A 13,213-nucleotide genomic window follows, 5' to 3' on the forward strand; every position below is an offset into this window, starting at 1 on the left:
GCTCTCCCCACTGCTGCCCGACAAGGTCTCCTCTTCACTTCGTCTCGCGTGCCGCCGGGAGAGAACCAGGGCCGGAGAGCAGGGGAAACCAGCAAAGCTACCGGGAGAGAATGAGCATTAGAACTTTTGGTCCAAATCCCCCTTGACTTTCCCCGAACAAGGCTGTATCCTGTCTCGGCAAGAACAGCAAAGGCAAGAGAGGAACTTTCTCAGATGACTCGTTCCCCCCGGGCAAGCGCTGTTCCTGCAGGGGAGCCTGTAGGAATAGACGGACAACTTTCACTTTTTTCAGCAAGTACAGTGACCACAGAGCCAAGAGAGGAGCAGCAAGCAGCATCGCACGCGCGGGCGGAGCAGGTCGAAGAGCAGGCGAGGACAGCGAAGGGAATACCAGATGGAGAGCGGCGTGGGCGAGGCAGAGACAGAAGCGGAGGGCCTGCCCCTGGCGCTGGTCCGGCTGACTACTCGGCTGCCGATATTCAGGTGCTCGAAGGGCTAACCGCAATTCGCCACCGGCCTGGCATGTACATCGGCTCGACCTCTACCTCTGGGCTATTACATCTCCTCTGGGAGGCGCTTGATAACGCCGTCGATGAGGCCGTCGCCGGCTATGGGCGCCATATCTGGGTGCGCATCGAGCGCGATGGCCGTGTGACTGTGCGCGACGAGGGCCGAGGTATGCCCTTTGATCCCATGCTCTATCAAGGTCGAAGGCTGCCGGCGGCGACGGTCATTATGACGGTGCCGCACTCGGGTGGCAAATTTGCCGAAGGTGCCTACAAGACTGCCGGTGGCCTGCATGGAGTTGGGGCAACAGTGATTAATGCCCTCTCCGAGGAGCTGGAACTGACGATCTGGCGCGGTGGGCAGCAATTTCGCCAGCGCTTTCAACGCGGCATTGCTCAGCCATATGAGATCACCCCTTGTGACCCGCGTTTGCATGGAACCCAGCTATGCTGGCTCTACGACCGGAGCATCTTCGACGCCGATGCCTACTACGCTCCCGAAGCGGTCCAGAGTCGGCTGAAGGCCGCCGCCTACCTTAATCGCGGGGTCGCCTTTCATCTCGATCTGTGGGATGAGGCCAGCGGGCAACAGGTGCAATATCTCTTTTATTCGCGTGAGGGCTTGCCTGATTATGTGCGCGACCTGGCCGCTGGGGGGGCCGCAGGCGGTCAGCCGCTCTTTAAGCAGGTGATCGCCATTGCTGGCGAGCGCGATGGTGTTCAAGTAGAGGTGGCTCTGCAGCCAACCACCGGCTTCAAAACGACCCTCTTCAGCTATGCGAATGCGGTGCGCACCCGCGACGGGGGCGTCCATGAGACTGGCTTCAAGGCGGCGCTGACACGCGTTGTGCATGACTACGCCCTCAAGTGGGGCATCATCAAGAGTCGCGAAAAGGAGGGCTTTCGCCCCGAGGTCATTCAGCAGGGTCTCAATGCTGTGATCTCGGTCAAGCTGAGCAATCCGCAGTTTCAGGGCCAGACTAAGGATCGTCTCAATAATGCCCCTGTTGAGGGAATTGTGCGCTCAATTGTCGATGAGGGACTCAAGGATTGGTTCGAGCGCAATCCTGCTGCGGGCAAGGAGTGGCTCAGAAAGATCCAGCAGATGCAGAAGGCTCGCAATGAGGCCCAATTAGTGGAGGAGCTGGCTCGCAGCGGTGAGAAAAAGAATGGCGAACTCATCGATACCTCGCTTTCGCGCAAGTTTCTCAAGTGTAATACCAACGATCCTGCGCGGGCTGAACTCTTCATTGTCGAGGGGGATTCCGCTGGGGGCAGCGCTGGTCAGGGGCGCTTCTCCGAGTACCAGGCCGTGCTAAAGCTGAAAGGGAAGCCCCTGAACGTGGCCAAGGCCGATCTGGAGCGCATTCTACGCAATGAGGAGATCCGTACCATCATTAATGTCCTCGGCACGGGGACGCGCGACGCCTTCGATATTACCAAGCTGCGCTTCCAGCGCATCATCATTGCGACCGACGCCGATGTCGATGGCTTGCATATTCAGTGTCTGCTGCTGACGCTTTTCCATCAGGAGTTTAGCGAGCTGATTGAGCGAGGCCATGTCTACATCGCCTGTCCGCCGCTCTACTCGGTGCGCTATAAGGGGCGTGTGGTCTGGCTGCTCGACGATGAGGCGCGCCAGCAATTTCTGGCCACTCACCCCGATGCCCAGGGCTTGGAGTTTAAGCGCTACAAAGGGCTGGGTGAGATGAACCCTCAAGAGCTGCGCGACACGACCTTTGATCCGGCTCAGCGCACGCTGAAGCGAGTGACGCTAGAAGATGCTGTCCTGGCGGCGAAATTGGTGGCCGAGCTGATGGAGGATCGCAATGCCGAGGCCCGGCGGAGCTTTCTGGCTGAGCATGCCCGTAAGATCAGGGAGATCGATGTTTAGTGAGAGTAGCCCTGGAGGCCCTGATGTCGGAAAGAGACCAGGCAGAGAAGGATAGGTTGACCTATGGCACGCATGTCTGATCGTTCGGCTGAGCAGGGAACTATTCGGGAGGAGGATTTCGCCGTTTTGCTGGCGCGCGCCTTCGCCACCTATGGCCTGTCTGTCGTGACAGATCGGGCCTTGCCGGATGCGCGCGATGGTCTCAAGCCGGTCCAGCGCCGTATTCTGACAGGAATGCGCGAGGCCGGCTATCGCTCGGACCGCCCGACGGTCAAGAGCGCTGAGGTTGTGGGCCTGATTTTGGGCAATTATCATCCGCACGGCGATGCCTCGGTCTATGAGGCGGCCGTGCGCATGGCCCAGCCTTTTACAATGCGCTATCCCCTGATCGAAGGGCAGGGTAATATGGGCAGCGAGGATGGCGATGCTCCGGCTGCCTATCGCTATACAGAGATGCGCCTCTCGCCCCTAGCTGAGGCCTTGATGGCTGATCTGGAGTGCGAGACGGTGCCGCTGCACCCAACCTATAAGCAGGACCCGAAGGTCTTGGAGCCAGACTATCTGCCCGGACGCTTGCCGCCGGTCATCAATCCTTCCAGCGGTATTGCCGTCGGCCTGGCGACCAATATCCCTCCCCATAACTTGGCGGAGGTCCTACGGGCCTGTATCGCTTTGCTCGATCAGCCTGATATGAGTGTTGAGCAGCTAATGACGATTATCCAGGGACCAGACTTCCCCCAAGGCGGGCGTGTCATCGGCCTGGATGGCATCCGCGACTACTTTACGACTGGCAAGGGGCGCATTGTAGTCCGCGCTGAAGTCCGGCTTGAGGAGACGCCGCGCAGCCGCTCGCTGGTGGTGGTACAGATCCCTCCTGTGGGGCGTGATCGGGTAAAGGTCTCTATTGCGGAGGCCATCAATGCGGGCCGGGTCGAGGGGCTGCTGCCAGATGTGCGCGATGAGAGCGATGCGGAGAAAGGCACACGCATTGTTCTTGATCTGCGCAAGGATGCCAATCCCGCTCGTGTGCTGACGCAGCTCTATCAAGAGACGGATTTGCAAGTCGTGCTCTCCTTTCAGATGGTCTTTCTTTTTGGAGAGCCGATGCAGCCGGCGCGCCAGCCGCGCCAGGTGGGCATGCTGGAGCTGCTCAACTATTGGAATGCGCATCAAGTGGATGTGCTGACACGCCGGGCACAGTTTCAGTTGCGCAAGGCTCGGGAGCGTTTGCACGTTCTGGAAGGCTTGATCGTTGGCGCTGCCAATGCTCAGGAGATCGTACGCCTCTTTCAACAGGCTGAGGATCGTACGGCGGCCTGTCGTGCCATTGAAGAGCGTTATGGGCTGACGGCTGCCCAGTCAGAGGTAATCGCCGCTATGACCCTCTCCCAGGTGACGCGCCTGGATGCGGCCAGGTATCAGCGCGAGCGTGAGGAGTTGCGCACGCGCGTGTCCGAGCTTGAGCATCTGCTGAGCGATCGCCGGGCTTTGATTGCGCTCTTAAAGAAGGAGATGCAGCAGCTCATCCGTCAGTTCGGCGATGCGCGGCGCACACTGATTGATGCCCAGGCACGCAGCGATGAGCCAGTGCGCGAGGTGCTGCCGCTCTATGAGCGGACGCCGCTGACGCTGGTGCTGACGCGCGCGGCAGCCGTGAAGGCTCTTCCCCCTGGGGCTTATCTGCCGCGCGAGATGGAGCGCAGGACAAGTGAGGACGGGCGGAGCAACGGGCATGGTCCTAGGAGAGAGCGCTATACTCCAGTGCGTGGCGATGAGCAGCTACGTCAGGTGCTGGCAGCTTCCTCTCAGGATAGTGTGCTCTGTGTTGCTTCCAGTGGGCGACTCTTTCAACTGCCTGCCTTTCGCTTGCCCCAGGCTACGCGCTCAGCCCGCGGCGAGCCTCTAGCGCGTTTATTGGCCCTGAGACCAGGTGAGGAACCTGTGGCGCTCTTTGCTCTGGCTGCTCATGAGGAGGATCGCTATCTGGTGACCTTCAGTCGTCAAGGCAAGGTGAAAAAGTCGCCGCTGAGCGAATATCGGACCGTTGATGAGGAGGGTTTTCAGGATATGAAGCTAGCGGAAGATGATGCGGTGGTGGCGGCGCTGGTCGTGAGGGCGGGCGGCGAGTATCTGGTGAGCAGCGATGGCGGTCAGACGCTGCGCTTTGCCGATGAGCAGTTGCGGGCTCAGGGGCGCGCTGGCCAGGGAGTAACAGCTCTCGCTCTGGCCCCAGGAGCCTCAGTCGTGAGCGCCTGCTATCTACATCGGGAGCAATCAAGGGCCGGGGAGGCATCCTTAATAGAGGTTGGTGCGCAACCTGCTACGGACCTGACGAACACGACGGCTGAGCAGGTCGCGAACGCGGGGCAAGCTTTGCTCTTGCTCACTGAGCAGGGTTACGCAAAGCGGATCGCTCTAGAGCAAGTGCCGTTGCGTGGACGGGCAACAGCAGGCGTGGCAAGCCTGGCGCTCGCTCCCGGCGATCATCTCCTGACGACCCTGCTGGTTTCACCTGATGAGCAGCTTCTGCTCGTCTGGCGTCCGGCTGGAGCTGCTCGCGGCGAACAGACGCTGGTCCTCTATGCTCAGGAGGTTCCCGTGCTGGGCCGCGCTGAGCAAGGGAAGCGTCTGGTTGAGGGTCAGCTTCTGACAGCTCTCCTCTTGCCATCCGTGCAGGGTGACTAAAATAAAAAAGGGATCTGCTTTGCCAACGTTCCTACGTTGCACTTCTGTCTGGCGTTGGCTATAATTGGCGATGAGCAAGGAGTGTCTTGACGACGAATGGCAGCGGCCTTTCTCCAAGCGCTCCCTCATCGTCTCTCTTTCTCGTGCGATCCTCCCCTGCTGGCCAGTAAGTGGAGGGACTGGGGCCGCTAATGGAGGCGATCGATGGGCAAAGGAGGTCGGTCGCTTGCGCTGGCGCCGACAAGCCAGTGTGTACTGCGGGGCTTCTGATAGTCGCGCCATCCTGGAGACACGTGCACTGTAGTAGATAGGACTCGCTAGGGGAGCTTGGTACAGCCAGGCTGAGAACACCACCGGCGTGTGTGGGGGACCCTGAACCGACCTGATCTGGGTAATGCCAGCGAAGGGAACGCGGGTGATCTGGAAAACTGTGGCCTCATCAGCAGAGCAGTCATAGTTTTCTTCTCCTCCATTCACCTTCATACTGCGATCAGCGATTCCTGGCCTGCATGCTCTCCTGGCCTCTTCATCGGCTTTATGGAGGTCAGGCCATCATGTCTGCTGCTGAAACGACTACAACACCTGCAGGGGGCGGCCTCTCCGCTCGTCTGCGTGAGAGTGTCCTGCCTCTCTGGCAGCGGCAATTGGAGCATCCCTTTGTAGTAGCCCTCGGGGACGGCTCTCTGCCGCGCGCCAATTTCGAATTCTACATTCGACAAGATGCCCTCTTCCTAGATGTGCTAGCGAAGTGCTTCGCCTATGCCGCGACGCGTAGTGAAGAGCATGCTGAGATTGAGCAATTTGGCCGTTTGCTGCTTAACACCCTGGTAGTCGAACAGGATTTGCACCGCCGTTATGGCGAGCGCTTCGGCCTCACGCCTGAGCAGATGGCTGCCACCCCAATGGCTCCTACCAACTACGCCTATACCCGCCACCTGTTGACGATTGCAACTACAGGAACGCTGCCAGAGATCATAACCTCCATGTTGCCCTGTGCCTGGATCTACGCTGACGTAGGTACCCATTTGACCGTCAACAAGCCACCGACACCTGACCACCCGTATGCGGATTGGCTGCGTACCTATGCCGATCCCGAATTTGATGCCGTGGGGCGCTGGCTCCGCGAACGCCTGGATGCTTATGCTGAGCACCTCTCGACGGTAGCTATTGCCCGTCTCTATGAGATCTTTCGTATCAGTACCTGCTACGAATGGCTTTTCTGGGAAATGGCCTGGCGACAAGAGCAATGGCCGGCCTGAGTTGCATACCAGCCGCCTACTCGGACGGCTAATCATTTGCCTGGCCCTAATGCCAGTGCAAAGCGGAGAAGAGAAAAAGAGAGGAACAGGATGAGTGAAGAGCAGAGACTCCCGCGAGCTTTGACGATCGCCGGCTCAGATTCGTCGGCTGGAGCAGGCATTCAGGCCGACCTGAAGACCTTTGCCGCCCTAGAGGTCTATGGCCTCTCAGCCATCACGGCCATCACTGCGCAAAACACGCTGGGGGTACGGGCCGCTTTTGAACTGCCGCCCGAGCTAGTCGAGGCCCAGATTGATGCTGTGCTCGAAGATCTGGGGGCCGATGCTGCCAAGACGGGCATGCTCGCCACGGCGCCCATTATCGAGGCCGTTGCCCGCAGCGTCGTTCGCTGGAAGCTGCGCCTGGTTGTTGATCCCGTCATGGCAGCCAAAAGCGGCGACCCCCTGCTGCAGCCCGAGGCGGTTGCCGCTCTGCGCAGCGTACTGCTCCCTCTGGCGGAGGTTGTGACGCCTAACCTGCCAGAAGCCGAGATGTTGATTGGGAGGCACATCGAAACCCTGGAAGAGATGCGCGAGGCGGCCCGGGCTATTCACGATCTTGGCGCGCGCCATGTGGTGGTCAAGGGAGGGCATCGCCTCGACGCGCCAGTCGACATCTATTTTGACGGGTCCAGTTTCAACGAATTGCGGGCCGAGCGTATCGAGACACGCCATACCCACGGCACAGGCTGCACCTTCTCAGCGGCCATCGCTGCTTTCTTGGCCCGTGGTCTGCCCGTCACCGATGCTGTAGCCGAGGCCAAGCGCTATGTGACCGAGGCGATCCGCCATGCGCCGGGTCTCGGTCATGGTCATGGACCCACCGAGCATTTCTGGCGTTGGAAGCAGGGTCAGAAGGGAGAGGTAGCATGAATCAACGGCAAGCAGACGAGCAATCTGCAGGGCAAGGGCTGGAGGAACTGGCGTCCCTGGTGGGAGCGATTCGCGCTCGCAGACCCCTGGTGCATCACATTACCAACATGGTGGTGATGAATGACACCGCTAACATCACGCTCGCCATCGGTGCCTTGCCTGTCATGGCCCATGCGCGTGAAGAAGTAGAGGAGATGGTCAACCTGGCCAGCGCCCTAGTGCTCAACATTGGCACACTCGTGCCTGAGCAAGTCGAGGCCATGTTACTGGCGGGTCGGCGAGCGAATGAGCGTCAGATTCCCATCGTTCTTGATCCTGTGGGAGCTGGGGCCACGCATCTACGCACCGCAAGTGCTCTGCGCCTGTTGAGTGAGCTGCGCATTGCCGCTCTGCGTGGCAATGCCTCCGAGGTTGGAGCGCTGCTCGGGGTGGCAGGTGAGACGCGCGGCGTCGAAGCGATCTCTCTGGCCGAGGAGCGGGAGAGCGTGGCCCAACGGGCGGCTCGCCAGTTCAACTGCTGCGTAGCCATTACCGGAGCCCGCGACGTGATCAGCGATGGCCGGCGCCTGGCCTACGTTGAGAACGGGCATCCCTTGCTTGCGAGTATCACCGGTAGCGGTTGCATGGCCACCACAATGGTGGCGGCCTTTCTTACTGTTGAGCGCGATGCCTGGAAGGCCAGTATCGCTGCCCTGGTGGCACTGGGGCTAGCTGGCGAGCTGGCCGCCAAGAAAGCCGCAGGCCCTGGTACTTTCCGTTCTCATCTAATCGACGCTGTAGCCGCTCTCGATGAGGAGGCGATCCGTCGGGGCCAGAAAGTGAAGGTGATCTCCTGATGTCTGTTCTACTCCCCTCAGGATGGAAGCGTGAGGAGTTAATGCCCCGCCTGGCTTTGCATGTCCTGACTGACCGCCAATGGTCGCGGGGGCGCGACATGCGAACAGTGGCCGCGGCGGCTCTGGCCGGTGGAGCCACGATCATTCAACTGCGCGATAAGCAGGCGACCACGCGTACTCTGGTTGAAGAGGGCCTGGCCTTACGTGAGCTAACCCGTCGTCACGGTGCTCTATTGATCGTCAATGACCGTGTTGATGTAGCACTGGCGGTCGAAGCCGACGGGGCCCACGTTGGACAGGATGACATGCCTGTTGCCCTGGCGCGCAAATTGCTTGGTCCTGGGCGTATTCTCGGCGTCTCGGCGGGCAGCCTGGAAGAAGCCGAACAGGCGGTAGCCGAAGGGGCGGACTACCTGGGTGTTGGTCCAATCTATCCCACACGTGGAAAAGCCGACGCTGGTCCGGCCACTGGTCCCGAGCTACTGCGGGCCATCGGTGCCCGCTATCGTGTACCGCTCGTGGCAATCGGCGGCATCACTGCGGCTAACACACCGGAGGTCATTGCTGCGGGCGCCTGCGGCGTCGCTGTCATCACCGCTGTCGTTCACGCCGAGGATATCAGCGCTGCGGCTCGCGCCATTGTCCGACAGGTTGAGGCGGCGCGAGGAGCAAGCGCTCTGCCCGAAAGTCCCTCCTAGCGGGGCGAGGTGAAATGATCCCAGCTCTGCACCGCTAGAGGCTCCTCGCGCCCATCGGGCCAGCGCAGGCGCAACCCGCCGGCGGCATCCGTAACCTGTCCGATGGGGGTGAGCGGAGCCAGGCCTGCCGCGGCGAAACGCTCCTGGACTGTCTGCTCCTGGCCTGGAGCGACCGTAAAGAGCAGCTCATAGTCTTCACCGCCGTGCAGAACCCAGGCCAGTGGGTCCCGTCCGAGGAGTGTGGCCAGACTGCGCAGCTCAGGCGAGAGGGGGAGACGGGCAACGTCGATACAGGCTCCCACGCCGCTGCGTTCACAAATATGGCTCAGGTCACCGCTCAGGCCATCGCTGACGTCGATCAGGGCCGTTACAATCTCAGGCCCTAACTCGCTTAACAGGCGTCCCTCTGCCAGGCGTGGTTTCGGTACGCGATGGACGGCTCGCAGTCGTTCACAAGCCTCTGGCGGATAGGGATAATCAGGGTGCAGCAGCGAATACAAGCCCGCAGCCGAATCACCCGGGTAGCCAGTCACAAACAGGATATCGCCCGTCCGCGCGCCGGAGCGTGTCAGGACGTGCCCGCGCTCGACCTCGCCGAGCAAGGTGATATCAATGGCCAGCGTCTCCGCCGCTCCCGTGCCGCTGACGTTACCGCCAATGATCAGCGTCTGGGCGGCAGCCGCTTCCTGTCGCAGACCGGCATAGAGGCGATCCAGAACCTCTGGCGGGCAGCGGCGCGGAATATGCAGCGAGATCAGAGCATAGCGAGGCTCGCCGCCCATCGCCGCAATATCACTAAGATTGATCGCCAGCGCCTTGCGCCCAATCTCCTCCGCTGAAGAGGTCTGGAACGTAAAATGCACCCCCTCAACCTGGCTATCGCAGGTCAGCAGCAGCAACCGCGGACCACCCTGATCGAGAACGGCGCAATCGTCACCGATGCCAACGACGACCTCCTCACGCGTCGGTAAATCCGCGGTCAAGCGCGCAATCAGCTCAAATTCACTTCGGGCCGCAGTAGACATGCTTCCCTGAGCCTCCTCCTGGTTTCTCTCCGTCTGCCGGCGAGCGGTCGAGTCCAGCGCAGCCGCGCTGGCGCAAGATCAACACCGTGCAGACAGCAATCTCTCTGGTCAGGGTGCGCTATAGTCTCTGGTAGAGAAGCAAAGAAAAACCCACCCTATCTTACTTGTTTAGCGCACGGAGAGACAACCCATGCAAATGCTCATGACCTTGCTCGAGCAGGTCAACCTGCCTGCGTTCCTCGGCGCCTTGCTGCTCTGCCTGGGCTATCTACCACCTCTCTGGCGAGAGCGGCGGCATCCCCCATCTGAGACCTCTGCCAGCCGGCCATGCTGGGGTCTCGTAGCCTTTCTCACAGCGCTGGCCGCCATGCTGGCGGTCCTGATCACTCCCATTGACCGTCTAGCCCGTAGCCAGCTCTTCGTTATGCACATGCTGCAGGTAATTGTCCTGAGCACCCTATGTGCGCCCCTTCTTCTCATTGCCATGCCAGTCGCCCTACGCCGTCGCTTACTGTCAGGCAGAGACCATCGGCAGGCCGGTGCCTCAGCCGTGCTTCACTTTCTGACGCGTCCCTTACCGGCCTCCATCCTCTATAATGGCTTTTTTCTCCTCTGGCACCTGCCTTCGCTCTACACCGTGACCTGCAAGCAAGCCCTCCTCTATGATCTGGCGCTGGTCATCCTCCTGTTGACAGCCCTGCTCAACTGGTGGCCCCTGCTTGGTCCCACAGACGCCGGACAAGGCCTCAGCTACCCAGCCCAGATGCTCTACGCCTTTCTCGATGGGCAGCCAATTGACATCTTTGCGTTTCTCCTTGTGTTTTCGGGCGCCATCTTTTACCCCATTTATGCCCAACAAGCGCATCCACTCCTTGCTCCGCTCAGCGATCAGGAAGCCGCCGGGGCCATGCTGCTAGTACCGGGTCTTGTTGACCTGCTCGTCATAACTCCCCTCTTCTTTCGCTGGTTAGCTGAGCTTGAGAGGCGGGCCAGAGTACGTGATCAGCAGCTCCAGCAAATACGAGAGGCAGCAGAGCAGGAAAAGGAGCCGGCGGCATCAGAAAACTGGCCAGCCGCAGCGTCGCCCGGCTCGCCGCCTTCCGAGTGACCAACCGGCGGTCAGGCTGCGACCGGTGGGCGAGCTGGCAACTGCCGTTGTGGTTGGGGACTGGTTGAGCGCTGAGCTTGAGCGAAACACCAGCTCTCAACCAGCTCCTAATCCTCCCAGACCATCAGCGGGCCGCGCCTGGAAAGTGCTGTCCCCCTGGCGTAACGACCGCTTGAAGCGGCCGGCCAAACCATCTGACAGAACCGCAAAGGATCAAGTGCTACCGCGCCTCAACGCCGGCACTGCTTGCGGACGTAGCCGTGGACGCAGCGAGCGCAGGAGGGCCAGGAGCAGCGACCCATCGTGCTGATGAACGCGGTAGAGGGCCAGCCCAATTTTAGGTAAGCTCAGCGTCTCCGCATAGACCAGATAGCGGCTCTCCCAGCGCGGCTGAAACTTCTTCTTAAAGGCCAGCAAGGAAGGGCCGCCAGTCAGACCGGCGAGACGCCCTGTCAAGAAACTGATGCTCGCTCCTAATAGCGTCTCGTCCTCCTGATTGCAATTGCTGAGAGGGGCCAGTCCCAGGCTCACGACCTCAGCGCCTTGCTCCTTCAAGAAAAAGAGCGAGCGTGTCAGCAGCAGCTCCATCGTACCGGGGACAGCCTGAGATGAGCGACGCATCAAATCCAGGGCCCAGCCCTGGCGTCCATAGATTGGCACAAAAGAGACAAAGGCGTGGACAGTCTGCTGACCATCGACGGCCAGCGCATAGAGCTGCGGCGAGGTCTCAAAAGGATGAAAGCGACTCATGCTGAAGCCCATTTCCGTACCGCCCTTTCGCTGCAGCCACTCGCGCGAGATGCGAGCCATCTGAGCCAGATGCTCCCCAGAGGTCACGCGTCCCTCATAAAAGACCACCGTCAGCCCGGCCTTTTCCGCACGGCGAGCACTCGTGCGCAGATTGGCCATCGCGCTGCCCTGCAGCGAAAAAGAAGGCAACTCGACAATGGCATCCTCACCGATCTTCAACAAGTGCAGACCGGCAGCGCGGTAGGCCGAGGCCAGCTCTGCCCGTACCTGCCAGAAAACCGGTGTCCAATCCTGACGCTCGCAGAAAGCTACAAACTGGCGGATCAGTCCCGGCAGCTCGGCCTCTGGACCTACAGGGTCACCCGCCACTACCGCCGTGGTCCCCTGCAGCACAAAACCAATCACGGCCCGGCCCGAATCGGCGAAGAAAAAGGACTTCTCGCCGACCAATAGGTGGTACGAAATCGAATTCTGCCCATAGAGACGCACCAACTCCGCCACCCGCTGGCGCTCACTGGCCTGCGAGAGTAGGGCCGCCGCCACTGGCCGAAAAAGCTGCAGCATCCCATAGCCCACGGCACTTATGCACAACAATGGCAGCGCCCGCGCAAAGAGAAAAGCCGGTGTGCCACGCGGCAGGTGGAGATGGGCCCGACTCACCAGCTCCAACAGGACCGTTTCCAAACCCCAGCGATCAATCAACGGCTCAAAGTCGCTGTAGAGCGTCAAGAACCCCCCAAGAGTATAGAAAAAGACAATGCCCAGACCCAGCGCCAGCGCCACGTAGCCACGCAGGATCGAAGGCGGATCACTGCGAGCCGCAAAGAGCGGGGCACAACAGCCCAGCAAGACCGCCAACGCTAAAACAAAGAGAGAAGGGAACGGCAGGCCTCCTCGTGGATGATGAAGGAGCAAGGCTGAAAACAAGAGCAGAATCAGCGTCACCAGCCAGGCCTGACGCTTCCCACGCGCCAAACCATAAGAAAGCATCAGCAGAAAGAAGCCTACCACGACCGTTAAAGGGTGAGCGTGTGAGTGAGGCCCTGCCACTGCATCCAACCAGGCGTTAGGAAGGATATCCCAGGCAGCCAGAGCAGGTACAAGGAGGGAAAGCATATCGACCAACCCCACCAGACCGATCATCGTGGCAATCCCCAGGCGACTCAGGCGACGCAACTGTCGATGAGCGGCGACGCTGCGAGAAAAAGCAACCCCTAGCATATCATTCCTTCTTGAACTTCTCTTCTGTACTGAGCGATCGAATTGTCTGTTCTGGCCAAAGAAAAAATGCAGGCTGCTTCCATGCCAGCCGGCAATCAACTCACCTGAAAGGTGCCTGGAGATGCTGACATCCAGGAGAGTCGGCTCTATCCTTTCAGGTTCCTCTTTTACCTCCGTTAGAGATAGACGCGAGAGCGAGGGCGAAAGTTGCAGAGACTAGGATTTCTGGAACAGAGACCCTGCCTCACCTCCCGGAGAAGCCAGCCGCGTCCTCTCACTCCGCCTCTTTGCTTGCATAAGATGCTAATTAAGAATATAC

9 protein-coding genes and 1 riboswitch are annotated in these 13,213 nt (G+C 60.2%); of the genes, 7 read left to right on the forward strand and 2 right to left on the reverse strand.

Annotation, left to right across the window (positions count from 1 at the left end; translation table 11 throughout):
- Positions 1 to 300 precede the first annotated feature (300 nt).
- From IRZ24_RS09190 to thiE, 6 genes are all read left to right on the forward strand, one after another.
- A complete protein-coding gene (locus IRZ24_RS09190) occupies positions 301 to 2,400 on the forward strand; it encodes a toprim domain-containing protein (protein ID WP_297162902.1) in 2,100 nt (699 codons plus the stop codon).
- A 63-nt stretch (positions 2,401 to 2,463) separates the two neighbouring features.
- Entirely contained in the window at positions 2,464 to 5,085 is a 2,622-nt protein-coding gene (locus IRZ24_RS09195) for a DNA gyrase subunit A (RefSeq protein ID WP_297162905.1), read from the forward strand.
- A gap of 309 nt (positions 5,086 to 5,394) precedes the next feature.
- Positions 5,395 to 5,512, forward strand: a riboswitch (TPP riboswitch).
- Positions 5,513 to 5,639: 127 nt separating this feature from the next.
- Positions 5,640 to 6,344, forward strand: coding sequence for a thiaminase II (tenA, locus tag IRZ24_RS09200; protein WP_297162908.1), 705 nt, complete (start codon positions 5,640 to 5,642; stop codon positions 6,342 to 6,344).
- A 90-nt stretch (positions 6,345 to 6,434) separates the two neighbouring features.
- Positions 6,435 to 7,256, forward strand: a complete 822-nt coding sequence (gene thiD, locus IRZ24_RS09205) for a bifunctional hydroxymethylpyrimidine kinase/phosphomethylpyrimidine kinase (RefSeq protein WP_297162910.1) — start codon at positions 6,435 to 6,437, stop codon at positions 7,254 to 7,256.
- Positions 7,253 to 8,092, forward strand: coding sequence for a hydroxyethylthiazole kinase (gene thiM / locus IRZ24_RS09210; protein ID WP_297162913.1), 840 nt, complete (start codon positions 7,253 to 7,255; stop codon positions 8,090 to 8,092). The genes thiD and thiM overlap by 4 nt, the downstream gene beginning before the upstream one ends.
- A gap of 41 nt (positions 8,093 to 8,133) precedes the next feature.
- Positions 8,134 to 8,790 (forward strand): thiamine phosphate synthase, encoded by a 657-nt coding sequence (gene thiE / locus IRZ24_RS09215; RefSeq protein WP_366914265.1) that lies wholly within the window; start codon positions 8,134 to 8,136, stop codon positions 8,788 to 8,790.
- Here the strand turns inward: thiE and thiL are convergent.
- Positions 8,787 to 9,815: a thiamine-phosphate kinase gene (gene thiL, locus IRZ24_RS09220; RefSeq protein WP_297162919.1), complete on the reverse strand. Its 1,029-nt coding sequence runs from the start codon at positions 9,813 to 9,815 to the stop codon at positions 8,787 to 8,789. The genes thiE and thiL overlap by 4 nt on opposite strands.
- A gap of 190 nt (positions 9,816 to 10,005) precedes the next feature.
- Between thiL and IRZ24_RS09225 the strand changes: the two genes are divergently transcribed.
- A complete protein-coding gene (locus IRZ24_RS09225; protein WP_297162922.1) occupies positions 10,006 to 10,923 on the forward strand; it encodes a cytochrome c oxidase assembly protein in 918 nt (305 codons plus the stop codon).
- 213 nt (positions 10,924 to 11,136) lie between these two features.
- On the opposite strand, the gene IRZ24_RS09230 is transcribed toward IRZ24_RS09225, so the two are convergent.
- Positions 11,137 to 12,894: a bifunctional lysylphosphatidylglycerol flippase/synthetase MprF gene (locus IRZ24_RS09230; RefSeq protein ID WP_297162925.1), complete on the reverse strand. Its 1,758-nt coding sequence runs from the start codon at positions 12,892 to 12,894 to the stop codon at positions 11,137 to 11,139.
- Between the last annotated feature and the right edge of the window lie 319 nt (positions 12,895 to 13,213).

This window comes from Thermogemmatispora sp. (assembly GCF_019683755.1).
In the GTDB taxonomy this organism is placed as follows: domain Bacteria; phylum Chloroflexota; class Ktedonobacteria; order Ktedonobacterales; family Ktedonobacteraceae; genus Thermogemmatispora.